Annotated in this window: 25 protein-coding genes; 14 read left to right on the top strand and 11 right to left on the bottom strand. The window is 68.1% G+C overall.

Annotation, left to right across the window (positions count from 1 at the left end; all coding sequences use genetic code 11):
• Position 1 precedes the first annotated feature (1 nt).
• The gene (locus ASE58_RS13315) at positions 2–424 is read left to right on the top strand and encodes a CoA-binding protein (RefSeq protein ID WP_055822111.1); all 423 of its coding nucleotides are present in this window, start codon (positions 2–4) and stop codon (positions 422–424) included.
• Positions 425–482: 58 nt separating this feature from the next.
• Here the strand turns inward: ASE58_RS13315 and ASE58_RS13310 are convergent, their stop codons facing one another.
• Both ASE58_RS13310 and ASE58_RS13305 read right to left on the bottom strand, forming a co-directional pair.
• Complete coding sequence (locus tag ASE58_RS13310; protein ID WP_055757143.1) at positions 483–1,235, bottom strand: dienelactone hydrolase family protein; 753 nt, start codon at positions 1,233–1,235, stop codon at positions 483–485.
• Complete coding sequence (locus ASE58_RS13305; RefSeq protein ID WP_055822107.1) at positions 1,232–3,643, bottom strand: DUF3772 domain-containing protein; 2,412 nt, start codon at positions 3,641–3,643, stop codon at positions 1,232–1,234. The genes ASE58_RS13310 and ASE58_RS13305 overlap by 4 nt, the downstream gene beginning before the upstream one ends.
• Positions 3,644–3,769: 126 nt before the next feature.
• On the opposite strand from ASE58_RS13305, the gene ASE58_RS13300 reads away from it, so the two are divergent.
• On the top strand, positions 3,770–5,398 hold the full coding sequence (locus ASE58_RS13300; RefSeq protein WP_055822104.1) for an NAD(P)/FAD-dependent oxidoreductase: 1,629 nt from the start codon (positions 3,770–3,772) through the stop codon (positions 5,396–5,398).
• Between the two features lie 9 nt (positions 5,399–5,407).
• On the opposite strand, the gene ASE58_RS13295 is transcribed toward ASE58_RS13300, so the two are convergent.
• The 3 genes from ASE58_RS13295 to ASE58_RS13285 form a co-directional block, all read right to left on the bottom strand.
• Complete coding sequence (locus ASE58_RS13295) at positions 5,408–6,499, bottom strand: GGDEF domain-containing protein (RefSeq protein WP_235513618.1); 1,092 nt, start codon at positions 6,497–6,499, stop codon at positions 5,408–5,410.
• A 136-nt stretch (positions 6,500–6,635) separates the two neighbouring features.
• Positions 6,636–7,187, bottom strand: a complete 552-nt coding sequence (locus ASE58_RS13290; RefSeq protein ID WP_055822101.1) for a peroxiredoxin — start codon at positions 7,185–7,187, stop codon at positions 6,636–6,638.
• 68 nt (positions 7,188–7,255) lie between these two features.
• Positions 7,256–8,254 (bottom strand): phospholipase A, encoded by a 999-nt coding sequence (locus ASE58_RS13285; RefSeq protein ID WP_055822098.1) that lies wholly within the window; start codon positions 8,252–8,254, stop codon positions 7,256–7,258.
• Positions 8,255–8,351: 97 nt separating this feature from the next.
• Here ASE58_RS13285 and hisN point away from each other — a divergent pair, with 97 nt between their 5' ends.
• Positions 8,352–9,134, top strand: coding sequence for a histidinol-phosphatase (gene hisN / locus ASE58_RS13280; RefSeq protein WP_055822095.1), 783 nt, complete (start codon positions 8,352–8,354; stop codon positions 9,132–9,134).
• A gap of 72 nt (positions 9,135–9,206) precedes the next feature.
• A complete protein-coding gene (locus ASE58_RS13275; RefSeq protein WP_055822093.1) occupies positions 9,207–9,722 on the top strand; it encodes a YciE/YciF ferroxidase family protein in 516 nt (171 codons plus the stop codon).
• Positions 9,723–9,754: 32 nt separating this feature from the next.
• Here ASE58_RS13275 and ASE58_RS13270 read toward each other — a convergent pair whose 3' ends face one another.
• Positions 9,755–10,021 (bottom strand): hypothetical protein, encoded by a 267-nt coding sequence (locus ASE58_RS13270; RefSeq protein ID WP_055757159.1) that lies wholly within the window; start codon positions 10,019–10,021, stop codon positions 9,755–9,757.
• A gap of 57 nt (positions 10,022–10,078) precedes the next feature.
• Entirely contained in the window at positions 10,079–10,438 is a 360-nt protein-coding gene (locus ASE58_RS13265) for a hypothetical protein (RefSeq protein ID WP_055822087.1), read from the bottom strand.
• Positions 10,439–10,549: 111 nt separating this feature from the next.
• On the opposite strand from ASE58_RS13265, the gene glpX reads away from it, so the two are divergent.
• The 4 genes from glpX (at position 10,550) to ribA (ending at position 14,442) form a co-directional block, all read left to right on the top strand.
• Positions 10,550–11,509: a class II fructose-bisphosphatase gene (gene glpX, locus ASE58_RS13260; protein WP_055757163.1), complete on the top strand. Its 960-nt coding sequence runs from the start codon at positions 10,550–10,552 to the stop codon at positions 11,507–11,509.
• A 198-nt stretch (positions 11,510–11,707) separates the two neighbouring features.
• Positions 11,708–12,322: a LolA family protein gene (locus ASE58_RS13255; protein WP_055757165.1), complete on the top strand. Its 615-nt coding sequence runs from the start codon at positions 11,708–11,710 to the stop codon at positions 12,320–12,322.
• A 267-nt stretch (positions 12,323–12,589) separates the two neighbouring features.
• Positions 12,590–13,384: an exodeoxyribonuclease III gene (locus ASE58_RS13250; protein ID WP_055822086.1), complete on the top strand. Its 795-nt coding sequence runs from the start codon at positions 12,590–12,592 to the stop codon at positions 13,382–13,384.
• Complete coding sequence (gene ribA / locus ASE58_RS13245; RefSeq protein WP_443024665.1) at positions 13,381–14,442, top strand: GTP cyclohydrolase II; 1,062 nt, start codon at positions 13,381–13,383, stop codon at positions 14,440–14,442. The genes ASE58_RS13250 and ribA overlap by 4 nt, the downstream gene beginning before the upstream one ends.
• Positions 14,443–14,449: 7 nt before the next feature.
• On the opposite strand, the gene ASE58_RS13240 is transcribed toward ribA, so the two are convergent.
• The 3 genes from ASE58_RS13240 to ASE58_RS13230 are packed head-to-tail and all read right to left on the bottom strand — an operon-like array spanning position 14,450 to position 16,444.
• Positions 14,450–14,881 carry a c-type cytochrome gene (locus ASE58_RS13240; protein ID WP_055822080.1) on the bottom strand — a complete coding sequence of 144 codons (432 nt, stop codon included), beginning with the start codon at positions 14,879–14,881 and terminating at the stop codon, positions 14,450–14,452.
• Entirely contained in the window at positions 14,881–15,738 is an 858-nt protein-coding gene (locus tag ASE58_RS13235) for a glycosyl transferase family 1 (RefSeq protein WP_055822077.1), read from the bottom strand. The genes ASE58_RS13240 and ASE58_RS13235 overlap by 1 nt, the downstream gene beginning before the upstream one ends.
• Positions 15,739–15,781: 43 nt before the next feature.
• Entirely contained in the window at positions 15,782–16,444 is a 663-nt protein-coding gene (locus ASE58_RS13230) for a GntR family transcriptional regulator (protein WP_055822074.1), read from the bottom strand.
• Positions 16,445–16,656: 212 nt separating this feature from the next.
• On the opposite strand from ASE58_RS13230, the gene ASE58_RS13225 reads away from it, so the two are divergent.
• Together ASE58_RS13225 and ASE58_RS13220 are read left to right on the top strand one after the other, a co-directional pair.
• Positions 16,657–17,346 carry an extensin family protein gene (locus tag ASE58_RS13225; RefSeq protein ID WP_055822443.1) on the top strand — a complete coding sequence of 230 codons (690 nt, stop codon included), beginning with the start codon at positions 16,657–16,659 and terminating at the stop codon, positions 17,344–17,346.
• Positions 17,347–17,702: 356 nt separating this feature from the next.
• Positions 17,703–18,566 (top strand): TIGR00730 family Rossman fold protein, encoded by an 864-nt coding sequence (locus tag ASE58_RS13220; RefSeq protein WP_055757171.1) that lies wholly within the window; start codon positions 17,703–17,705, stop codon positions 18,564–18,566.
• Between the two features lie 192 nt (positions 18,567–18,758).
• On the opposite strand, the gene ASE58_RS13215 is transcribed toward ASE58_RS13220, so the two are convergent.
• Positions 18,759–20,333: a lysine--tRNA ligase gene (locus ASE58_RS13215; protein WP_055822440.1), complete on the bottom strand. Its 1,575-nt coding sequence runs from the start codon at positions 20,331–20,333 to the stop codon at positions 18,759–18,761.
• A gap of 75 nt (positions 20,334–20,408) precedes the next feature.
• On the opposite strand from ASE58_RS13215, the gene ASE58_RS13210 reads away from it, so the two are divergent.
• The 4 genes from ASE58_RS13210 to ASE58_RS13195 all read left to right on the top strand — a co-directional run bounded on the left by ASE58_RS13210 (position 20,409) and on the right by ASE58_RS13195 (position 25,087).
• Positions 20,409–21,302 carry a bestrophin family protein gene (locus tag ASE58_RS13210; protein WP_055822070.1) on the top strand — a complete coding sequence of 298 codons (894 nt, stop codon included), beginning with the start codon at positions 20,409–20,411 and terminating at the stop codon, positions 21,300–21,302.
• Between the two features lie 46 nt (positions 21,303–21,348).
• Complete coding sequence (locus tag ASE58_RS13205; protein WP_055822067.1) at positions 21,349–21,669, top strand: hypothetical protein; 321 nt, start codon at positions 21,349–21,351, stop codon at positions 21,667–21,669.
• Positions 21,670–21,854: 185 nt separating this feature from the next.
• Entirely contained in the window at positions 21,855–24,557 is a 2,703-nt protein-coding gene (locus ASE58_RS13200) for an ATP-dependent DNA helicase (protein WP_055822064.1), read from the top strand.
• Positions 24,554–25,087 carry a SixA phosphatase family protein gene (locus ASE58_RS13195; protein ID WP_055822061.1) on the top strand — a complete coding sequence of 178 codons (534 nt, stop codon included), beginning with the start codon at positions 24,554–24,556 and terminating at the stop codon, positions 25,085–25,087. The genes ASE58_RS13200 and ASE58_RS13195 overlap by 4 nt, the downstream gene beginning before the upstream one ends.
• Positions 25,088–25,147: the final 60 nt, after the last annotated feature.

Below are 25,147 nucleotides of genomic sequence, written 5' to 3'. Positions count from 1 at the left end.
CATGCTCGATGACGATGGCATCCGCACCCTTTTGACCGAGGCGCGGACCATCGCGCTGGTCGGCGCGTCCGACCGCCCCGATCGGGCGTCGTATGGCGTGATGGCCTATCTCCAGCAGCGCGGCTACCGCGTGATCCCGGTCAATCCACAGATCACCGGCGAGCATCTGCACGGCGAGTTCGTGTTCCGCGACCTCGACCAGATTGGCGGACCGATCGATATCGTCGACATCTTCCGCAACTCGGCTGCTGCGGGTGAGGTGGTCGACGCGGCGATCGCGGCGGGGGCGAAGGCGGTGTGGATGCAGCTGGGCGTGGTCAACGAAGCTGCCGCTGCCCGCGCGGAAGCGGCAGGGTTGCAGGTCGTGATGGATCGCTGTCCGAAGATCGAGATTCCGCGGTTGGGCGTGGCAGCGGTCGGATAGCTTCCCTTACCTACCCTGCTGGGTTCGAAACAAACGGGATGGTTGCCTCAGCCGCCCCTCAAACCCGCCCGCCCAGCACCCGCGCGAACAACGCCAGCATCCACCCCGTCGCGGTCACGAACAGCGCCGGATCATAGCGCGGCCCCTCATCGCGCAGGAACGCGTGCTGGGCATTCACCTCGTGCCATTCATAGCGCGTGCCCGCAGCCTCCAGCGCCGTGCGGATCGCCTCTCGCCCGGCATAGGGCACATGCGGGTCCTGCCGCCCCCACACGAACAGCATCTCCGCGCCGATCTCGCCGATTCGCGACAGGCTGTCGTCGCAGCGCCCCTCGCCCAGCGTGCCCGAATGGATATCGGTCGGGTAAAAGCACGCCGCCGCCGACACCCGGGGATCCAGCGCGGCGCGATAGGCGAGGTGCCCGCCCAGGCACACGCCCGCCACCCCGATCCGCCCCGAACAGGCCGGATGCGCCGCCAGTAAATCGATCACATGCGCCGCATCGGCATCGAACCCGGCAACGGGCTTCAGGAATTTCAGGTCGTTGCCGCGATCGGTGCCCGGCTTGTCATAGGCCAGCACCGTGCCAGGCGCTTCATAGTCGTGATACACCTCCGGCACCGCCACGACATAGCCATGGCCGGCGATGAACGCCGCCAGCCGCCGGATCGGCGCGGTCACCTGATAGATTTCGGAATAGAGCACGACGCCCGGAAACCGCCCCTCGCCCGCCGGGCGAAAGACATGGGTGCGCATCACGCCGCCGGTCGCGCAGGGCAGGTCGGCGAATTCGTCGCTGAGCAGGATCATGGCCGTGCCGTGCCCCCGGCGGGATCGACTGGCAAGGGGGGAACGGGATCGGTCGGGGCCGGCGCGATCAGTTCGAGCTTCTGCGGCACGGTGCCCATCTCGATCCCCTCCGCCCGGAACCGGGTCAGCAGCTCGAGCAGGATGTTGCTGCGCGCGCGATAGGCGGCACGCGGCGATTCGACATGCGCGAAACAGTTGAATGCGATGCGGTCGTTGACGATCGCGTCGATGAACGCATTGGGTGCCGGATCGGCCAGCACCGCCGTCTCGCGCGCGAACGCCTCCATCACCAGCTGCTGCACCGCCGCGGCATCGACGGTAATCGGGACCGAGAACTGGATCTGGATGCGGCCCAGCGGGCTGGAGAGCGTCTTGTTCAGCACCGTTTTGGTGATGAGTTCGGAATTGGGCACGATCAGCGTCGAATGGTCGGCCAGCGTAATCTCGGTCGATCGCACGCTGATCCGCTTCACATCGCCCTCATCGGTGCCGACCCGGATCAGGTCGCCGATCTTGATCGGGCGTTCGGCCAGCAGGATCAGGCCGGAGACGAAATTCTGCGTGATCGCCTGCAGGCCGAAACCGATGCCGACCGACAGCGCGGAGAGCAGCAGCGCGATGCGTTCGACGCCGATGCCGAGCGAGGCGAGCGCCCAGATCACCGCCAGCGCGATCCCGACGTAACGCGCGACCAGGCTGACCGAATTGCGCCCGCTGCCATCCAGGTCGGTGGCCGGCAGATAGCGCCCCTCCAGCCAGCGCATGAACCCGCGCACCAGCGTCAGCCCGATGACCAGCACGACGACGCTACGCAGGATCGCGCCGGGCGAGATGGTGACGCCGCCGACCTGTACCCCGCGCGCCAGGTCGCCCATCCGGCTGAGCGCGTCGGACACGCCGCTGCTGCCGAACGGCAACAGCCACAATGCGAAGGCAATGACTGCGATCAGCACGCGCAGCACGCCCGACAGCAGCACTCCGAACTGGTCGACCGTCCCGCCGCGCAGGCCCAGCCCACGGGTCAGCGCCACCCCCAGCCGGCTGTCGCGTTCGAACACCGATGTCGCGACATCGTCGGTCGCGGCCAGCACCAGATAGACCGCCGCGCCCAGCACCAGCGTCCACGCCGCCATCTGCCCGACGAACAGGCTGAACCCGACATAGCCCGCCGCCAGCGCCAGCAGCGCGATGCCCGCGATGCCCCATGCGACCAGCGCCATCGCCGCCAGCCCGGTATTGGCCGGGGCTTCGGTCGTGCCATCCGCCACCGCGCCTGCCTCCGCCCGCATCCGGCCGAGCGTGAACAGCGCACCGGCGATCAGCAGGATGTGGAGCAGCGCCAGCAGCGCATGGGTCGCCATGCGCAGCGCGGCGCTGGTCCCGATCGCACTGTCGGCCGCATCCAGCGCGATGGCGCAACCCGCCAGCCCGGCCAGCAGGAACGAATAGGGCCGGAACCGCGTGGCCGCCGCATCGCTGACCGGGGCGATCCGCCAGCTTGGGCTGCGCCGCATCAGCGTCGCGCCCAACACCGCACTGGAAAAGGCGGCGAACCCGATCGCGCCCAGCCAGATATCGAGCATCGGGTCCCAGCGCTCGGCCACCAGCCCGGCCCAGCGCGCACCGGTCAGCAGCGCACTCGCCGCCAGCACCGGGGCGAGCGTGCCGACCAGCACCCGGCCCAGCGCATTGGCCGAGCGCCGCACCCGCCGCCCCGGCGCCCCTTCGATCAGCAATTGCTGGCCGACCCGTGCCGCCGCCAGCCGGGCGGGTCCCAGCAACAGGATCGCGATGGCGAACCCCAGCAGCGCGGGCCAGCCCTGCGCCAATGCCGCGCCGCGCACCGCATCGACCTCCGCTGCGGCGAATCGTTCGATCCGGTGCAGGTCGCGCGGCATCGCGCGTAGGATCGCGCTCCAGAAGGCAGGCGTCAGCGGCGATGCCCCCCGCCCGAACAGCTTCTGGTTCAGCTCGGCCGCCTGGCTGCCTTGAATCTCGTCGATCAGCTGCTGTGCCTCGACCGACAGCAATTTCGCCCGCTTCGTTGCCGAATCGATCGTGGTCCGCTGCTTGGCGAGCGCCGCGCGTTCGGCACCGATCGCCGGGTCCTCACCCGACGCCGCCGGCCCCAGCTGCGCCAGCCGCGCGTCGATCCGCGCCATGTCGCCGCCCAGTTGCTGCGCGGTGTCGAGCGTCGTTGCCCGTACCGCCTGCGCCCGGCTGCGCAGATTGCCCCGGTCGCTGGGTTCCAGCCGGGTGTCGAGCGCGCCGTCGACCCGCCCCAGTTCGTCGGCGGCGCGATCGAGCAGCGTCGCATAGTCGGGAGTAATGCCGGTCTGGGCCATGGCGGGGACAGCCGCCATGACCAGCAGCAGCGACAACAGGCAGCGGAGCAGCGATCCGATCATGCCCCCTCGCCTATCGCGATCGGCGGTGACGGACAATCGCCGCCATGGCGAAGTGGCTCAGCCCAGGGCCGGTGTCGCTTGAAATTGGCCATTTTGCCAATTTCCAAACAGACCCTAAATGGCCCGATGCTGCGCATCACCGAACTGAAACTGCCGCTCAACCATCCCGAGGAGGCACTGGCCGCCGCGATCCGCGAACGGTTGCGGATCACGCCGCGCGACCTGATCCGCTACACCATCGCCCGCCGCGCACATGACGCGCGCGACAAGGACGATATCCAGCTCGTCTATTCGGTCGATGTGACCGTGAAGAACGAAGGGCAGGTGCTGAACCGGACCAAGCGCGACCGCAATGTCGGGCCGACGCCGGATACCGGCTATCGATTCGTGGCGAAGATGCCGGCCGACTATGCCGGGCCGCGCCCGATCGTCGTGGGTGCCGGACCCTGCGGCCTGTTCGCCGGGCTGATCCTCGCGCAGATGGGATTCCGTCCGATCATCCTCGAACGGGGCAAGGTGGTGCGGCAGCGCACGCAGGACACCTGGGGCCTGTGGCGCCGCAGCAAGCTGAACCCCGAATCGAACGTGCAGTTCGGCGAAGGGGGTGCCGGCACCTTTTCCGACGGCAAATTGTGGAGCCAGATCAAGGACCCACGGCACCTTGGCCGCAAGGTGCTGACCGAATTCGTGAAGGCCGGCGCGCCGGAAGAAATCCTGACCGAAGCACATCCGCATATCGGCACCTTCCGCCTCGTCACCATGGTCGAATCGATGCGCGCCACCGTCGAGGAACTGGGCGGGGAATATCGCTTCTCGCAGCGGGTCGACGATATCGAACTGGAGACGCAGGCCGATGGCTCCCGGCGGCTGACGGGGTTGAAGCTGTCGACCGGCGAGACGCTGGCGGCGGACGCCCCGGTGGTGCTGGCGCTGGGCCACAGCGCGCGCGACACCTTCCACATGCTCCACGATCGCGGCGTCTTTCTCGAAGCCAAGCCGTTTTCGGTCGGGGTGCGGATCGAACATCCGCAAAGCTGGATCGACCGCGCACGCTTCGGGGCGTGCGCCGGCCATCCCGATCTGGGCGCGGCGGCCTATACGCTGTCGCATCACTGCACCAACCAGCGCACGGTCTACAGCTTCTGCATGTGTCCCGGCGGCACTGTCGTCGCCGCGACGTCCGAACCGGGCCGGGTCGCGACCAACGGCATGAGCCAATATTCGCGCAACGAACGCAACGCCAATTCCGGCATCGTGGTCGGCATCGATCCGGCGCGCGACTATCCGGGCCATCCGCTGGCCGGTATCGCGTTCCAGCGGCAGCTGGAAGAGCGCGCCTATGCCGCCGGTGGTGGCGATTATCGCGCGCCGGCGCAGTTGATCGGCGACTTCCTTGCCGGGCAACCCTCCACGGCGCTCCGCAGCGTGCTGCCCTCCTATCGCCCCGGCGTCACGCTGACCGACCTGTCCGAATGCCTGCCCGATTTCGCGATCACCGCGATGCGCGAGGCGCTGGTCGCGTTCGGGCGGACGATCCCCGGTTACGACCATCCCGATGCGGTGATGACCGGCGTGGAGACCCGCACCTCATCGCCGGTACGGATCACGCGCGGCGATGATTTCCAGAGCGTCAACACGGCCAACCTGTTCCCGGCGGGCGAAGGTGCCGGCTATGCCGGCGGCATCCTGTCGGCGGCGGTGGACGGTATCAAGGTCGCCGAGGCCGTCGCGCGGGCGATGACCGGCAGGGGGTAAGGGCCGCCGCTATCGGTCGCCCTGACGGACGAACCGGTCGCGCCCCTGTCGCTTCGCATCGTACAGCAGCGCGTCGACCCGCTCGATCGCGGACAACAGCGTTTCGCCCGGCGCGATGGTGACCATCCCCGCCGACAGGGTGATGCCGTGGATGAGCGTGTCGCTTTCGCGCAGGCGATAGCGGCGTTCGCCGACGGCGATCCGCGCGCGTTGCAGCAGCACTTCCGCCTCGACGACATCGATCCCGGCGATCAGCACGGCGAATTCCTCACCGCCATAGCGCGCAACCAGATGGCCGGGACATTCGCGGACCAGCGTCGACCCGATCGCCCGCAGCACCCGGTCGCCGACCGGATGGCCGTGCAGGTCGTTGATCGCCTTGAAATGGTCGACGTCGCACATCGCGATATGGACCGGCCCCTGCGCGATCGCTTCAACCGCCTCTTCGAACGCACGGCGATTGGGCAGTTCGGTCAACGGGTCGCGGCGGGCGTCGTCATGCGCGGCGGCCAGCTGTTCGCGCAGCTCGCTTGCCTCGCGCGTCGCCTGTTCCAGCCGCGCCTCGGCGATCTCGACCCGTGCGCGCATCGTGGCGGTGATCCGCGCCAGCTCGGCGATCGCGGTGCCGGCGCTCGCGACCGGCGTGGCACGTTCCAGCGCATCGGCACGCTCGGCCAGGTCGCGGCCGAAATCGCGGGTTTCGGTGCGCATTTCCGACACCATCGTCGCAAACCCGGCGACCTGGCGCAGTGTTTCGGTCACCAGGGCATCGGTGGCGGCGGCCTCGGCAGCCGCCACGGCGACGGGTCCTGGCGGAACCGGGGCCTGTTCGACGGCCGGCGTCACCGCGACCGTTGCCGCCAGCGCATCGATCATGTTGCCCAGCTGCTCGACCTCGGGCCCGGTCAGGCGGATACCGCCATCGGTGCGCCGCGCCACCTCGACCGCCAGCGCACCGGCCGGTTCGCTGACGATGCGATAGGCAAAGCCGTAGTTGAGCGGCGTCGGGTCGAGCCGCTGGTCTTCCAGAAAGGCGAGGACGGCGTGGATCAGCCCGTGACCGGTCGATTCCCCGCCGCCATCGATTTTTTCCAGATACACGCAGGAGCCCTTCGTCCGTGCCCTGCACCCATCGTGCAGGAAAGTTCGGAACGGACCCTAGAGCGGCTTTGCTAAGATCGGGTTTCCCGGAAATTTACCGTACATGCACGATTGCATGCGGCCGATGCCGGCGCGCTCAGCCGCGCTTCGCCAGCCCCCGTACCGCCTCCAGCGTGGTGCGGACATGGTCGGCCGGGTTCATGTCGGAATGGACGAATACGATCTTTCCGTCGCGGCCAATGACATAGCTCGTGCGGGTGGTCATGGCGCGCGCCTTGCCATCGGCACCGGCCGGGCGGTTGAGCGCCACGTCGAATCCCTGGATCACGCGCGGCCCCGCGCTCGCCACCGCGAAACGGCCGGCGCAATGCGCCTTCGAAAATTCCTGCAATTTCCCGATATCGTCGGCCGACATGCCAATCACGGTCGCGCCGGCCGCCTTGAAATCGTCCACCGCGTCGGCAAACGCCTTGGCCTCCGCATTGCAGCCGCCGGTAAATGCCGCCGGGAAGAAATACAGGACGACCGGGCCTTTGCGGAGTTGTGAGCGCAGGTTGAGGGTAAACGCCTTCCCCGCGATCGCTGCCTGGGTGGTGAAGTCGGGTGCCCGCGCGCCCGGCGCCAGCGCGGCGGACAGCGGTGCGGCGAACGGCAGGGTCAGGGCAGCGGCGAGAAGGGCGAGACGCATCGAGTGGTTTCCTTGCGCGAAGTTACCGTACCCTAACAGCTTGCGCGCGCCGCGCCAGCGGTCCCGCGTCACCGGGTGAACGACACGCCCAGTCGTGCGCTGGAACTGCGCAGTGCATAATCGTCGATCGCCTCGCCATAGCCGGTAAAGGCCTGCCCGAAGAGGTAGATGCCGGTGCGCGCCAGCGGGTAGGACACATACAGCTCGCCCGCCCGGTGGCTGCCCAGCGGATTGCGCAGCGACGCCGCAATGCGCAGCCCATCGACCTGCCCGATCGCGCCGCCCAGCGACATATTGCCCCAATAGCGGTCGAGATCGCGATAGCCGGTGCCGACATAGGTCCACAGCTTCGGCGTCGCCTCGACCCGCCAGTCGCCGCCGATCGGCACGACATAGCTGGCCGACGCAAAGACGCGGTTCACGTCGATCGACCCGGCATCGCGCCCGTTCGAGTCATGGGCATAGCCCGCCGCCGCGACGATCCGGTCGTCGACCTGCCGCTGATAATAGACTTCGGGGCTGTAGTTCGTGGAACGGAACGGCCCGGAGGGACGGTCGATCGCCCAGAACATGGTCTGCGTCCAGGCGAGCCGCACCCCGTCCAGCGCGCCGGCCCCGTCGAACGGGCGAAAGGCGAGGCTGACCTGCAGCTTCGCCCCGTCCGACCCCAACCCGAACGCGCCATAGACCGGCGCATGTGGTTCGAACCGGGCGAGCAGGCCCGATGCCTGCCCCTGTCCGGTCGGCACCACGGTTTCGCCCGACGCCATGACCGGCGCCGCCGGCGCCGGCGCGGCGACCCGCACCGGCGCGATGCGGTAGCGAAGCGCGCGGAAACCGCCCGGCGCGATTCGCAGCGGTGCCGGATCGACCGGCACGATCCTGAGCGGCACCTGATCGGCGGTGACGATGTCCATCGCCGCCGGCACCGCCTCCGCCTCGTTCGCCCCCTCGTTCAGCGCGAAGACGGTCACGCCCCCTTCCGCCGCCGCGACCGAGGCGGGCGGTTCGGCGACGATGCGCAGTTGCGGTTGGGCGGCGGCGGCGAGCAGGGCGAGAACGATCATGCGCCTGATGTGACAGGCATTTGCGACAACCGCGAGCATCGTTTGCGCTTTGGGGGCTCCCCCGCCTATCTGGCGGTTCGCAATATAAAGGCTCCCCATGCCCGTCACCGCCGCCGACCTGACCCTCGCCGCCCAGCTGGCCGATGCCGCCGGCGCCGCGATCCGCCCGCGCTTTCGCAGCAATTACGGGCTGGAGATCAAGGACGACGCCTCCCCCGTCACCCTGGCCGATCGCGAGGCGGAGGCGGCGATGCGTGCGATCATCGAGCGCGAACGCCCGTCCGACGGGATTGAGGGCGAGGAATATGGCGTGGCGGAGGGGAGCAGCGGGCGCGTGTGGGTGCTCGACCCGATCGACGGCACCCGCTCGTTCATTGCCGGGCGGCCGATCTTTGGCACGCTGATCGCGCTGGTCGAGGATGGCTGGCCGGTGCTGGGCATCATCGACCAGCCGATCATCGGCGAACGCTGGATCGGCGCGGTCGGGCGCGGCACCACCTTCAACGGGCAACCGGCGCAGACCCGCCGTTGCCGCACCCTTGCCGATGCACTGCTGGCGACGACCAGCCCGGCGCTGTTCGACGACGGGCAGCTCCACGGGTTCGAACATGTCGAGGCGAAGGTGCGGTCGACGGTGCTGGGCGGCGACTGCTATTCCTATGGCACGCTGGCGTCGGGCCACATCGACCTGGTGGTCGAGGCGGGGTTGAAGCTGCACGATTTCGCCGCGCTGGTGCCCGTCGTCGAGGGCGCGGGCGGCACGATGAGCGACTGGTCGGGCGATCCGCTTCATGCCGGCAGCATCGGCGAGGTCATTGCGCTGGGCGATGCCGCGCGGCTGGAAGATGTCGTCGACCTGCTCGCCTGTCGCGGCCACTGACCGATTTTCTTCGCAACCGGGCCGGGCGCGCATCGTTGAGGATGCGCGACCCGGTGAGCGAAGGAATATGACATGGGATTGTTTTCAAAGGATATTGCGACGCTGGACGACCTGTTCGTCCACCAACTGCAGGATATCTACTACGCCGAGAACCAGATTCTGAAGGCGCTGCCGAAGATGGTGGCGAAGGCGACCGATCCCGAACTGAAGGCCGGGTTCGAACGGCATCTGGGTGAGACCGAAGGGCAGATCCGCCGGCTGGAACAGGTGTTCCAGCTCCATGGCGCGGCCAAGAAGGCGGTAACCTGCCCCGCGATCGACGGCATCATCAAGGAAGCGAACGAGGTCGCGGGCGAGATCGCCGACAAGAAGGTGCTCGACGCCGCGCTGATCGCCTCCGCCCAGGCGGTCGAGCATTACGAGATCACCCGCTACGGCACGCTGATCGCCTGGGCACGGCAGCTGGGCCGCGAGGATATCGCGGCATTGCTCGCCGAAACGCTGGCCGAGGAGCGCGCCACCGACGAAAAACTGACGGCGATGGCCGAGCACAAGGTCAACGCACAGGCCGAGCTGGCCGACGTCTGAGGCAGGTGCGGGGCGGGGTTGCCGACCCGCCCTTATTGCGGGCGACTGGTCAGGATCGGTCGCCCGTTGCTGGGACAGACGGGCATGCCCATCAGCCCGCAACGGGGCGTGCCCTGCCGCAATCCATCCGCCTTGCGATCGAAGACGGGGGTGTCGTCATCGAGTCGATAGCGGTCGTTCTTGCGTTCGGGGCACCCCAGCGCGCGCGGGGTGACGACGCAATTGACCGGATCGGTGATGCCGAGCTTGGCCGACGCCGGCGCCGCCTGTGCCATGACCAGCAGCAATAGTATCGACATCGGCGCATTCCCCCTGAAAGATCGTTCGTTCCGAACGTCTTGCCCCGCCTTTGGTTGCTACTTCGCCAATGGCCGCGCCCGACCGATGCTGCCGCCCTTGCGGGTCGATGCGGTCACCCCGGCAAAGCCGCAGCCTTGCAGAAACGCCGACGTCCCGCACGCCGGTTGCGGCACCGCCAGCAGCCGTTCGCGCTCACCCAGCGCATCGACCGCCTTCGGATCGCCCTCCGCCGGCGGCGTGGCCAGCGGGACGCGGAACCGGTCGGCGGTGCGCGCGGCGCACACCACGATCTCGTCCGCCTCGGCATCGGTGCGGCACGGCTGGACGATTTGCGTCAGCGACCGGGCGCGGGCGATCATCGCCGATGCCGCGCCGCCGTCCTGCGCCATCGCCGCCAACAACATCCACGCCGTCATGCCCGTGCCTTTCGCGACCGTTATACCGGGTTATCCACAACATGGCTTGCCCGACAAGGGCAGGTCGCCTATCGCCGTGTTTAATACGTTTAACGGCCGGAGCTTCGTCCAATGCAGCCTGTCAGCAACACCCTCGATCGCGTCCTCGTCCTCGAAATGGTGCGGGTCACCGAAGCGGCGGCGATCGCCGCGTCGACGCTGGTCGGACGGGGCGACGAAAAGGCCGCCGACGCCGCCGCCGTCGAAGCAATGCGCGCCGCGCTGAACGAACTCTACATGGACGGCACCGTCGTCATCGGCGAGGGCGAGCGCGACGAGGCGCCGATGCTGTTCATCGGCGAGAAGGTCGGTCTGGGCAAAGGTCCCGAGATCGACATCGCGCTCGACCCGCTGGAGGGCACCACGATCTGCGCCACCGCCGGTCCGAACAGCCTTGCGGTGCTCGCCATCGCCGAAAAGGGCGGCCTGCTGAACGCGCCCGACGTCTATATGGACAAGATCGCGTGCGGGCCGGGCTATCCCGCCGGCACCATCGACCTCGACAAGTCGCCGACCGAGAACGTGAAGGCGGTGGCGGCGGCCAAGGGCGTCGATCCGCATGACATCATCGTCTGCGTCCTCAACCGTCCGCGCCACGAGGCGATGATCGCCGAGCTGCGCGCGGTCGGGTGCGGCGTGATGCTGATCGGCGACGGCGACGTGGCCGGCGTAATCGCGACCAGCGATCCCGACACCACCATCGACCTGTATATGGGCCAGGGCGGCGCACCGGAGGGCGTGCTGGCCGCCGCCGCGCTGCGCTGCACCGGCGGGCAGTTCAAGGGGCGGCTGGTATTCCGCAACGACGACGAACGCGCGCGGGCGGCCAAGTGGGGCGTCACCGACCTCGACAAGCAGTATGACCTGACCGAACTGGCGCGCGGCGACTGCATCTTTGCCGCGACCGGCGTGACCGACGGGTCGCTGCTGGCAGGCGTTAAGCGGATGCCCGGCAAGATGACCACCGAAAGCGTCGTGATGCGCGCCAGCTCGGGCACGGTGCGCTGGGTGAAGGGCGAGCATCGGCTGTAACTGCGCGATGCGCTGATACCGTACCCCCGCGCAGGCAGGGGTCCAGGGTGCCATGCGCAACACCGCGTTGTTGGCTCTGGACCCCCGCCTGCGCGGGGGTACGCGCGTCCGCACGACCGGATGGCGCAACCGCAGGGGTTCACGCCGCGTTCAATGCGCCGATCCTACCCCCATGCCCCAACCTTACGGAGAAGTTTCATGCGCCCGTTCGCGCTCGCCCTTGGTCCCGTGCTGGCTGTTGCCGCCCCCGTCGCCCTGCATGCACAGGCGCCGCAGAACGACCTGGCGTCGGTCCAGCGGCATCTGGCGGCGACGCAGACGATGACCGCGAATTTCTCGCAGACCGATCGCAACGGGCGGGTGCTGACCGGTCAGTTGACGCTGAAGAAGCCGGGCAAGATCCGGTTCCAGTATGAAAAGGGCGTGCCGATCCTGCTCGTATCGGATGGCAAGTCGCTCTATTTCCTAGATTATCAGGTCGGGCAGAAGCAGCGCTGGCCGATCGGCAATTCGCCGCTCGGCATCCTGCTGAACCCCGAACGCGATGCGTCGAAGTTCGCGCGCGTGGTGCCGTCGAACGATCCGCGTATCGTCAGCGTCGAGGCCTATGACCCCAAGCGCCCCGAATATGGCCGGATCACGATGATCTTCGCACGACAGGCCTCCGCGCCTGCCGGATTGATGCTGCAGGGCTGGGTCGCGCTCGATGCGCAGGCGAACCGGACGACGGTGCGCCTGACCAACCAGCAGTTCAACGTGCCCGTCGCCGACAATGCCTTCCGCTTCAACGAACCGCGTCGCGCCCGGCGGTGACGCGACGAACCGAGTGGCTGATTCCAAAAATACGGGTGACGTTCATCCTGGCGACAGGTTCGCGATCCTATTGCTGATCTCGCGGTGTTGGAGCGCGTCCGGGATTTTCCCCCCTGTTGCCCGGGTCTCCAACGCCCGCCTGCGTGACCAACGCTAGGTCGGCCCTCGCTCCATGCCCCCGGAGCGGGGGCCTTTCCGTTTATGGGCCCGAATCGGCATCGCGCGCTATCTGGCGTCGCCGCGTTTGCGACGATACAGGCGTTGGCCATGGACACGCTTTCGGTCGCTTCGTGGAACATCAATTCCGTCCGCTTCCGCATGGATATCGTAGAGAAATTCCTGCGCGAGGCGCAGCCTGACGTGCTGTGCCTGCAGGAAACGAAGGTCGTGAACCAGGATTTCCCGCACGATCCGCTGCGGCGGCTGGGCTATACCCATATCGCGATCAACGGGCAGCGGATGCACCACGGCGTCGCGGTCGTGTCGAAGGTGCCGCTGGCCGAGGATGACCGGCTCGACTGGCAGGCCAATGGCGAGGCCCGGCATATCGGCGTGCGGCTGGCGAACGGGCTGCGGATCGAAAACGTCTATATCCCGGCGGGCGGCGATGTACCCGACCGCGAGGTGAATCCGAAATTCGGCCAGAAGCTGGATTTCATCGAACGCATGACGACGTGGTCGGCGGGGCTGTCGGGCATCCCGACGCTGCTGGTCGGCGATTTCAACATCGCGCCGCTCGAAAGCGACGTGTGGAGCCACAAGCAGCTGCTCGACGTCGTCAGCCATACGCCGGTCGAGGTCGCGGCGCTGGCCCGGTTGCAGGCAGCGAACGACTGGGTCGATCTCGGGCGGCAGTTCGTGCCGGCGCCGGCGCGGCTGTTCACCTGGTGGAGCTACCGCGCCAAGGACTGGGCGGCGTCCGACCGCGGCCGGCGACTCGACCATATGTGGGCCAGCCGCGACGTGGCGGCCAAGGCGACCGCGCACCGGGTGTATGAGGATGCCCGCAGCTGGCTGAAGCCCAGCGACCATATCCCGATCGTGACCGAGTTCGCATTTTGAGCGAGACCCGCGACGTTGCCCGCGCGATCGACGCGCTGCGGCGCGGCTGGGCGATCGCGATTGCCGCACCCGGCGAGCCGTCGCTGACGCTGCTGCCGATCGAGACGGCCGATGCCGAACGGCTGAAGGGGTTCGACCCGGCGGGCGCGGCGCATATCCTGCTGTCGTTCGGGCGGGCGGAGACGCTGCGCATCGTCAACCAGCGCGCCGCCGCCGAGCCCGACCAGCCGGTGTCGATCCGGCGCGAGGCGTGGACCGACTTCGCCGCCGCGACCGCACTGGCCGATCCGCAGCTCGATCTGGCGACACCGATGAAGGGGCCGTTTCGTGGGATAGAATCGCCTGCGCCCATCGCCGCCGCCGCCGCGCTGCGGCTCGCCCGGATCGCCGGGCTGCTACCGGCCTTTTTCGCGGGCGGTGTGGGAGCCGAGGTCACGATCACCCCGGCAGCGATCGACGCGCATGAGGATGCGAACCGGCTGACGATCGTCGCACGCGCAAAGCTGCCGGTGGCGGGTGCCGAACACAGCGAAATCGTCGCCTTCCGCACCCCCGATGCGGCGGGCGAGCAGGTCGCGCTGGTCATCGGCCAGCCCGATGGCCGGCCACCACTGGTCCGGCTGCACAGCGAATGCCTGACCGGCGACGTGCTCGGCAGCCTGAAATGCGATTGCGGGCCGCAGCTGCACGCGGCGATCCATGCGATTGCCGACGCCAACTGGGGCATCCTGCTGTACCTGCGGCAAGAGGGGCGCGGGATTGGCCTCGTCAACAAGCTGCGCGCCTATGCGTTGCAGGACCAGGGGTTCGATACGGTCGATGCCAATACCCGGCTGGGCTTTGCGATCGACGCGCGCGATTTCGGCGTGGCCGGGCGAATGTTGTCGCTGCTGGGGCAGCGGCAGGTGCGCCTGCTGACCAACAACCCGGCCAAGGTCGCCGGGCTGGAAGCGACCGGCATCACCGTGATCGAACGTGTCGCGCACCAGCTGCCAGCCAACCCGCATAACGAACGCTATCTCGCAACCAAGCGCGACCGTACCGGGCACCAGCTATAGGGTCGGGCTACCGCGCCGCCGATTGCAAATAGGCGATCAGGTCAGCCCGCTCCATCGGATCGCGCACCCCGGCAAACGCCATGCGTGTGCCCGGCACCACCTGCATCGGCGCGGCCAGCCACGCATCCATCCGCGCCGCGTCCCAGCGCCCGCCATGGTCGATCAGCGCCTGGGTATAGCCGAAACGCGGGTTGCTCGCGACCGCGCGGCCCAGGATGCCGTGGAGGTTGGGTCCGGCCAGCGACTGCCCGCCCGCGCCGATCGTGTGGCACGCGGCGCACTGGCCAAAGGCGCGGCGCCCCGCATCGACATCGGCGACCCGCAGCAGGGCCGTCAGGTCGGGGTTCGCCCCGGCGCGGCGCAGGCGATCGGCCCGGTCGGCATCCCCGCCGCCACAGCCGGCAAGAAACAGGCACAGGCCCGTCAGCACGACCCGCATCAGCGGTTCCGACGACGCAGCGTTTCCCACGCGATCCGCTGCAACGCGGCGGCCTGCTGCCCCGTCAGCCCGAGATCGGCGGCCGACCGCTCGCCCGCACCCAGCCGGCGGACGTCGTACCGGGTTACCCGGCCGAAGATGGTCAGCGCCTCCAGATAATAGCCCGCCGCGCTGCCATGATAATGATCGTCGGCCCACAGCCCCAGCTTGCCCGGATCGATCCCGTCATAGGGATTGGCATCGGCGATCCCGGTCGCGATCGCCCGGTTCCATGCCGACCCGACCGGGATGGTGCCCGATATGCCGCGCGTAGTCCGCGCCACCCGGCGGTTCGCGGCGGCCAGGTCATTGGCCATCGCCGCGATCGGCTTGCCCGACCAGCGGCTGCCGGGGCGATAGGTCAGGTCGGCGCGCGACCAGGTTTCGACCAGCTCGACCTGCGCCTGCCGGTTGCGCGCATGGACCAGCGCGGCCAGTTGCCCGGCGGCGATGCCGTGGCGCGTCGGGTCGCCCGGATTATCGGCATCGAGCGTCGAATAGCCCTGCAGGATCACCACGTCCCAGCGCCGGTCGATCGCCGCGCGCTTGTTCGCATAATGGAACGCCAGGTCCTTGCCCGGCGACGTCTCGAGCGAGACGGTCCAGTCCAGCCCCGCCTGTTCGGCAAAGCTGCGGAACAGCGCCGGCACGCCGCCAATGCCTTCGCGGTTCAGGTCGGTAACGCTGTCGGGGCGATACTGCTGGACCGGCGATCCCGCGCCGAAGGTGAAGCTGTTGCCGATGAACAGGATATCGCGCGCGGCGGCGGGCGCCGCGACGAGCAGGACGGCAGCGATGCCGGAGAGAAAGCGGACCATGGCGGCACCATACCGGATCGCCGCGAAGCCGCCCACCCCGGCGTCAGGCCGCGGCAGCGGCGGCGGCAGCGAATTCGCCGCGCAAATCCTCGATTGTCGCGGTCAGGTGGCTGGTCAGCATGGTCTGCACCGCATCGGCATCGCGCGCCAGCCACGCCTCCAGCAACGCGCGATGTTCGTCCTGCGCGCGGCTGCCGCGACCGGCGGGGCGCAGATGCGCGACGACATAGCGTTCGGCCAGCACCGACAGACGCTGCACCAGGTCGATGGTCAGGTCGCGCCCGGCCGCCGCGACCAACGCAGCGTGGAAGGCGCGATTGCGCGCCGCCGCGTCCAGCAGGTCGTGTTCGGGCCCGTCCAGCAGCCGGTCGAACGAATCGATCGCCGCCGTACGATAACGGTCGTCGGCATGGCGTGCGGCATAGGCGGCGGCACTCGGTTCGACGGCGATGCGCAGTTCGTAGATTTCCTCGGCCTGCGACGCCGACATCGGGCGGACGGTATAGCCGCGATTGGCCTGTCCGGCGACCAGCCCTTCCTGTTCCAGCCGGGCCAGCGCCTCGCGCAGCGGAATCTTGCTGACGCCCAGTTCGCTGGCCAATGCGTCCTGCCGGATCGGCACGGTTTCGGGGAGCGCGCCGCTGACGATCCGTTCGCGGACGATTTCGAACACGCGATCCGACAGGGTTCGAACGACGATGGTCACGCTGCATTCCTTTGCGAAGCGGTCCGTTACCGGATCACGGGGGAGAGGTCGCCCGTCACCGGGTCATCCGAAAGTAGTACATATTCAAAATATACTAGTGCAAGCAATCCCCCCGTGACAGCGGTTACCCCAAAGGGAGTGTTCGTAACGATTGCACGGCTGGGCGCAGGGCGGGTTGTCGCCGGCGAAACGGCGTGGAACGATCGCGGTCGATGGTTGCGTTCCGCCGGTCGATCCTGATGTCGTTGCTGTTGTTGTCGGCCTGTGTCGGGGGCGAGCGCCGCGATGATGCGCCGCCGCCGCCCCGCCCCGTCGCACAGCGCCCTTCCGGCCCGGTGACGCTGCCGGGCCAGACGCCGCGCGACACCCAGCAATGCTTCGCCGATCTGTCGAAGGCGGAGGTCCGCTTCAGCCCGTTGCCCGATCGCGATTACGGGTCGGGCTGCGTCGTGCTGGGCGCGGTGCAGCTGCTCGACATCGGCGTGCCCGTCGCCGGGCTGAAGGCGATCCGCTGTCCCGCCGCGCGCGCGCTGGTCGGCTGGGTCCGCTACGGCGTGCGGCCCGCCGCGCGGCAGATATTGGGCAGCGAGGTGGTGAAGATCGACAGCTATGGCACCTATGCCTGTCGCGGCATCATCGGCGGCGGCCCGCGATCCGCCGGGCGGGTGTCCGAACATGGCCTTGCCAACGCCGTCGATATCGGTGGCTTCACCCTCGCCGACGGGCGGCGGATCGTGCTGGAGCGCGACTGGAACAGCGAGGACCCGCAGATCCGTGAGTTCCTGCGCATCGTCCACCGTTCGGCCTGCAAGCGCTTCGTCACCACGCTCGGCCCCGATTATAACGCCGCGCACCGCAACCACTTTCATTTCGACATGGGCGGACGACCGCTCTGCCGCTGACGCATCCCGCTTGCCGCGTCCAAAAGCCGTGCTGAGGGTGCAGGCCCCTAAATGGCAACGGCCGGGACGGAGCCGAAGCTGATGCACGGATAGGAGCAAGGAGGGAGCGATGCACCAGCATCGTGACCGCCGCGCGACGGGGTCCCCGCAAAGTACTACTTTGCGGGGTGCCCCGACACCGCCGTGCATCAGCTTCGGCCCGCCGCTTCGCGGTCGCCGTGGGAAGACCGCTAGCCGCGTCGCTTGCTTGCGCGTGGCGCCGCCACGCGTCTGCGCTACGCTCCTTGCCAGCGGCCTTCCCACGGCGATCACGGCCATTGCCGTTTAGGGGCCTGCACCCTACAACCCTGTCACCTATGACCGATACAAAAGTACCGTCCCGCGTGTTCCGCGGGGCCAAGCAGGAAGCCGAAGCGGCCCGCGCGCAGCTGTCGACCCCCCAGACCGAACACCCCGCCTATCGGCTGGCATTCCAGGACATGGAATTCCTGCTGCGCGAGGATTTGCGCCCGGTGCGGTTCCAGCTCGAACTGCTCAAGCCTTCGCTGCTGCTCGACGAGGCGAACATCGCCTCGACCTTCGTCATCTACGGCTCGGCGCGGATTCCGGAACCGGAAAAGGCCGAGATGCTGCTGGAGCTGGCGCAGGACGACAAAGCCCGCGCCATCGCCGAACGCATCGTCGCCAAGTCGCATTATTACGACGTGGCGCGCGAACTCGCGTTCCATGCCAGCCAGTTCCCTGATGACGTCAACGGAAAGCGCCACTTCGTCGTGTGTTCGGGCGGCGGCCCGTCGATCATGGAAGCCGCCAATCGCGGCGCCAATGAAGCCGGCGCCGAATCGATCGGCCTGAACATCGTCCTGCCGCACGAACAGGCGCCCAATCCGTACGTCACCCCGGCGCTGTCGATGCAGTTCCACTATTTCGCGCTGCGCAAGATGCACTTCCTGCTGCGCGCCCGCGCAGTGGCGGTGTTCCCCGGCGGCTTCGGCACGTTCGACGAGAGCTTCGAGCTGCTGACGCTGATCCAGACCGGCAAGATCGAGCCGATCCCGGTGCTGTTCTACGGCCGCGAATTCTGGGACCGGGTCGTCAACTGGGACGCGCTGGTCGAAGAAGGCGTGATTTCGGAACGCGACCTCGACCTCATCACCTTCGTCGAAACGGCGGAGGAAGGGTGGAACGTGGTGAAGAAGTTCTACGAGGATCGGAAGTAGGGCGCGACGCTGCCCGTTATCTTCGCCACGAACGTCACCCCGGCCTTCGCTGCGGTGATGCTTGGGGCGGTACCGACCTGACCCCAACCACTCCGTCACCCCGGACTTGATCCGGGGTCCCGCTTTCTATTTGCCGCCGAAGAAGAAGCGGGACCCCGGGTCGAGCCCGGGGTGACGTCGCATTTGCGGGCGTCAGCGCGCCAGCGCCTCGGCGATCAGCTTGCGCGTGTTGTCGATGCCGTAGAGCGCAATGAAGCTGCCCATGCGCGGGCCTTGCGCGGTGCCGAGCAGCGTTTCGTAGCAAGCCTTGAACCAGTCGCGTAAGCTTTCGAACCCGGCGGTCTTGCCGATCTCGTACACCGCGTTCTGGATATCCTCGGCACTCGCATCCGCCGGCATCGCCGCCAGATCGGCATCGAGCCGTTCGAGCGCGGCGCGCTCCATCTCGGTCGGGGCGCGGCGTTCGGGCTTGTCGGCCACGTCGCGGACATAGGCCAGCGCATGGTCGATCAGCGCGTCGAGCGCCGGATACCGCTCGGCCGAGGCATCCTCGACATAGTTCGCCAGATAGCCCCAGACCTGCGGCTTGGTCGCCTCGCCCATCACGCCGACTAAGTTGAGCAACAGCCCGAACGTCACCGGTAGCGTCTCGGCCGGCGGCGGGCCGCCATGGATGTGGTGGACCGGGTTGCCCAGCTGCTGTTCGATCGGCTGACCGGCATAATTGCCGCGGAACTGCCAATATTCGTCGATCGCGCGCGGGATCACGCCCAGATGCAGCTGCTTGGCCTTTTTCGGTTCGCGATAGGCGTAGAAGGCGACGCTTTCGGGCGGGCCATAGGTCAGCCATTGTTCGAGGCTGAGGCCGTTGCCCTTCGACTTCGAAATCTTTTGGCCATGTTCGTCGAGGAACATCTCGTAGTTGAAGCCCTCGGGCGGGCGAGCGCCCAGCACACGGGCGATCTTCGACGATTGGGTGACCGAATCGATCAGGTCCTTGCCTGCCATCTCGTAATCGACGCCGAGCGCTGCCCAGCGCATCGCCCAGTCGACCTTCCACTGCAGCTTGGCACCGCCCGACAGGACCGATTGTTCGACACGAGTATCGCCGTCCATGAACGCGACCATGCCGGTGTCCGCGTCCAGCACCTCGACCGGGACCTGCAGCACGATGCCGCTGGTCGGCGAGATCGGCAGCACCGGCGAATAGGTCGCGCGGCGTTCGGCACCCAGCGTCGGCAACATGATGTCGAGGATCGCCTGCATGTTGCGCAGCACACCCTTCAGCGCGTCGTCGAACCGGCCCCCGCGATAATAATCGGTCGACGACGCGAACTCATAGTCGAAGCCGTACTGGTCGAGGAATGCGCGCAGCCGGGCGTTGTTGTGCGCGGCGAAGCTGGCATGCGTGCCGAACGGATCGGGGATCTCACTCAGCGGCTTGCCCAGATGTTCGCGCAGCATGTCGCCGTTCGGCACATTGTCCGGCACCTTGCGCAGGCCGTCCATATCGTCCGAAAACGCGATCAGCCGCGTCGGCTGGTCGGACAATTCCATGAACGCCTTGCGCACCATCGTCGTGCGCAGCACTTCGTTGAACGTGCCGATATGCGGCAGGCCCGACGGGCCATAGCCGGTTTCGAACAGGATCGGCACACCGCCGGGCTTGCCGTCGGGATAGCGTTTCAACAGCTTGCGCGCCTCCTCATACGGCCAAGCCTTTGAAACCAATGCTGCATCGCGAAGTGTGGGGTCGGTCATCGCCATCAGATACGCGGTTGGCCGCGATATTTCCACCGGTTGCGATGCAACCATTCGCATGGCTGGACGTAGCGTGTTGCGATGATCGTATCCGACGCACCCCGCCTGCCCCGTATCGTCGCCGAAGTCTGGAAACCGGCGCTCGCGCTGTTCGTCTGGGACGTGATCGTGACGATCGTGTACTTCGTCCTGCCGTTCAAGGCGCCGTCGCTGCCGCTGACGCTGTTCGGGTCGGCGCTGGCGCTGTTCCTCGGCTTCCGCGTCAATTCGGCCTATGCCCGGTGGTGGGAAGCGCGCTCGCTGTGGGGGCTGATGATCAACGCCTCGCGCAACCTGGCGCGTGCGTCGATCTCCTTCATCGGGCCGGAGGATGAGGGGCAGAAGCGCGATCTGAAGCGGTCGATCGTGCTGCGCCATATCGCTTATGTGAATGCGCTGCGCTGCCAGTTGCGCCGGCTCGATTCGAAGGACGAGGTGCATCGCTTCCTGTCGCGCGACGAGGCGGGCGAACCGCTCGGCCGGACCAACGTCGCCAACGGTCTGCTCGACGGGACCGGCTCGCGCATTGCCCAGGCGCGGCGGCAGGGCTGGATCGACAGCATCCAGCAGACCAGCCTCGAAAGCGTGCTGATCGACATCGCCAACGCGCAGGGCGGCATGGAGCGGATCAAAAACACGCCGCTGCCGGTGCAATATCGCTTCCTGCCGTCGCTGTTCACCCGCCTGTTCTGCGTCGTCCTGCCGATCGGGCTGGTCGAGACGCTGGGCATCGCGACTCCGCTCGGATCGGGCTTGGCGGGGCTGATGTTCCTTGCAGTGTTGCAGATCGGCGAGGATCTGGCCGACCCCTTTGCCAACACCGTTCACGACCTGCCGCTGACCGGCATGTGCCGGACGATCGAGATCGACCTGTTGCAGGCGATCGGTGATCCTGCCCCCGAGCCGCTGACCCCGGTCAAGGGCGTGCTGTGGTGATGGAACGTCGCGTCGGCTGAAACGATTGGCTGTCGAGAGGTGACCGATGGCCGACGAACACAAACCGACCAAGAAGATGGCGGCGAACGCCGAAAAGGGTCTGAAACTGCGCGAAGAATTCGACCGCGGCGGGACCGAGGTCGGCGTGAAGCGCGCGAAACAAATCGTCGAGGGCGGGCCGATGTCCGACGACGACGTCAAATCGATGCACAGCTATTTCGCGCGGCATAAGGTCGACAAGGATACGAAGGCGCATAGCTGGGGCGACGATAACGATCCGTCGGCCGGCTATATCGCGTGGCTGCTTTGGGGTGGCGACGAGGGGCGCGACTGGGCCGAGCGGCAGCACGAAAAGCTCGACAGCTAAAATCCTCCCCGCCTGCGGGGAGGGGGACCATCCGGAGGATGGTGGAGGGGGATCGCCGCGCAACGCAACCAGATCGTAGCGTGGACCGCCCCCTCCACTAGCTGCGCTGGCCCCCCTCCTCGTGCCGGGGAGGATCTGCGGCCGTTCCACTTCCGTTCCTGACGCCGAGACGCTAAGGCGGTGCCATGCTCCCCTACCCTGCCCTGCACGCCAGCCATTCGGGCGTCTGGATCGCGACGGCCGATGGCACACGCGAGGTCAGTCGGGGGGAGGCGATCGCGCTGGTCGCCGATACGCCGACAATCGTCCTCAACGCGCCGCTGATCGGGCAGCGCCTGGGCTATGCCGAGCTGTCAGGGCTGGACCTGCTCGAGCTGTTCGCCTTCGTCCATCCCGCGCGCTTTGCGGTGCCGACGCCCAAGGGGATCGCGCAGGCGCTTGATCTGCCTTTGCCGACCGACGAAGCCGGCATCGCCGACCTGTTGCGCGCGGCGTCGGCGGCGTTGATCGCGACCGCTTCCGCGCCGTGGAGCGAACAGGAGGGGGCGTGGACCGCCGCGCAGTCGCTGTTCCGGCTGCGCTGGCCATGGGCGCCGGCATTGGGACAGGTGCTGCCGAAACCCGACACCGCCGAACGCTGGGTGTTCAGCAAGCTGCCCGAATGGGAGGAGGTGCCGCCGCGCACCAACCCGCGCACGGTGACGCTCGCCCCCGATGCGGTGGCCGAGCGGCTGGCGACATTGACCGGGAGCAGCGCGGAGGCCCGGCCGGGCCAGCGCGCCTTTGCCGCCGCTGCCGCCGATGCGTTCGCCCCGCGCGTCGCGCGCGATACGCCGAACCTGGTGCTGGCGGAGGCCGGGACCGGCATCGGCAAGACGCTGGGCTATCTCGCGCCGACCTCGCTCTGGGCGCAGGCCGCCGATGGCGCGGTGTGGGTGTCGACCTTTACGAAGGCGCTGCAACGCCAGCTCGCGCAGGAAAGTACCCGCGTCTATCCCGATCCGTCAGAACGCCGGGCCAAGGTCGTGACGCGCAAGGGGCGCGAGAATTACCTGTGCCTGCTGAACCTGGAAGACGCGTTGCAGGGCGGATTTCAGGGGCGGGCGGCGGTGCTGGCGCAGCTGGTCGCGCGCTGGGCGGCGTATAGCGCCGATGGCGACATGGTGGGCGGCGACCTGCCCGGCTGGCTGCCGACACTGTTCCGCCGCAACGGGTCGACCGCGCTGACCGACCGGCGCGGCGAATGCATCTATGCCGGCTGCCCGCATTACCGGAAATGCTTCATCGAACGTGCGGCACGGGCATCGGCACAGGCCGATATCGTCATCGCCAACCATGCGCTGGTGATGGTCAACGCCGCTCGCGGGCGCGAAACCGGCACCCGCCCGACGCGCTATGTCTTCGACGAAGGGCATCACCTGTTCGAGGCCGCCGACGCGATGTTCTCCGCCGCGCTGACCGGTGCCGAGGCGATCGAGATTCGCCGCTGGGTGTTGGGCCCGGAGGGCGGCGGGCGCGGGCGGCGGCGCGGGCTGGCGGCGCGATTGTCCGATGTGGCGAGCTATGACGCGGCAGGCGGTGAGGCAGTGGCGGCGGCGGTCGATGCCGCGCGGCTGCTGCCGGCAGAGGGGTGGCTGGCCCGGATTCAGGAGGGCAATGCCTTTGGCCCGGTCGAGGAACTGCTGGCCTGCGTGCGCGGCGCGGTGTTCGCGCGCGCGAAGGACGGCGAGGCCGGATATGGGCTGGAGACCGAGCTTAGCGAACCGCCGCCCGAACTGGTCGATGCCGCCGGGCCTGCCGCGCAGGCGCTGGACGCGCTGCTCCGCCCACTGATTGCGCTGGGCAAACGGCTGGAGGCGGTGCTGACCGAGGGGCCGGACTGGATGGACGGCCCGGCGCGCGCGCGGATCGAGGGCGCGATCGCCTCGCTCGGCTGGCGCGCGGAGACGGTCGCGGCATGGGGCCGGCTGCTCGCGCGGATCGGCGGCCCGGTCGATCCCGATTTCGTCGACTGGATGACAGTCGACCGGGTCGAGGGGCGCGAGTACGACATGGGGCTGCACCGCCACTGGCTCGACCCCAGCCGCCCCTTTGCCGAAACCGTGCTGAAGCCCGCGCATGGCGTGCTGGTCACCTCCGCTACTCTCCGCGCTGGCGGCGACTGGACGCAAGCCGACGCGCGGGTCGGTGCGCCGCATCTGCTGCGCCAGCCGACCCATTTCGAGGCGGTCAGCCCGTTTGCCTATGCGCAGCAGGCCGAGGTGCTGATCGTCACCGATGTGAAGAAGGGCGATCTGCCCGCGCTCGCCAATGCCTATGGCCGGCTGATCGTCGCGGCGGGCGGCGGCACGCTCGGGCTGTTCACCGCGATCCGGCGGTTGCGCGGGGTCCATGCGCGGATCGCCGACCGGTTGGCGCGCGACGGATTGCCGCTCTATGCCCAGCATGTCGACCCGATCGATACCGGCACGCTGGTCGACATCTTCCGCGACGATCCCCGCGCCTCGCTGATCGGGACCGATGCGCTGCGCGACGGGGTGGACGTGCCCGGCCATTCGCTGCGCATGGTGGTGATGGAGGGGGTGCCGTGGGTAAAGCCCGGCGTGCTCCATGCCGCGCGGCGGCTGGCCGGCGGGGGCAGCGCCTATGACGACCGGATGGTGCGCGCCCGGCTGGCGCAGGCGTTCGGGCGGCTGATCCGGCGTGCCGACGATCGCGGGCTGTTCGTGCTGCTGTCCGCCGCCATGCCGTCGCGGTTGCTGGGCGCGTTTCCCGAAGGCACGCCGATCGTCCGCTGCACGCTGGACGAAGCGGTGGTGCGCGCCCTTTCCTTAGGGTCCGAAGTCGGGCATGGGGCGCAGGCCCTGCCGATGGAGCCATTGCGATGAAGACGCTGACGCTGCTGCGCCATGCCAAGTCGGGCTGGGATGATCCGGCACTCAGCGATTACGATCGCCCCCTGAACGCCAAGGGTGCCCGCGCCGCCACCGCGATGGGCGCGCATGTGCGACAGGCGGGGCTGACGTTCGATACCGTCGTCGCCAGTTCGGCCAAGCGCGTGGTCGAGACGCTGGAGCATTTCCGCCGCGGCTACGGCGCCCTGCCCGATGCGCGGCACGACCGCACGCTGTACCTCGCCTCCGCCGGCACCATGCTCGACATCATCCGCGCGCTGCCCGCCGATGCGGATCGCGCGCTGCTGGTCGGGCATAATCCGGGGCTGGAGGATCTGGTCCTGCTGCTGTCGGCCGAGAGCAATCCGCTGCGCGGCGCGGTCGAGGAGAAGTTTCCGACCGCCAGCGTCGCGGTGCTGGAGCTTTCCGACAGCTGGACCGACGCCTGCGATGGCTGCGGGCATCTGACCAGCTTCGTACGGCCGCGCGACCTCGACCCGTCGCTGGGGCCGAATCACGACTAGGCGCTGACCTCGACATAAGTATGCTAACAATACATTTCGAATAGTACCGGCAGACGTGTT

Origin of the sequence: Sphingomonas sp. Leaf9 (assembly GCF_001421355.1) — a bacterium.
In the GTDB taxonomy this organism is placed as follows: Bacteria; Pseudomonadota; Alphaproteobacteria; order Sphingomonadales; family Sphingomonadaceae; genus Sphingomonas.
The sequence above is the reverse complement of the archived record's forward strand: the minus strand, read 5'-3'. Positions and strand labels throughout refer to the sequence as shown.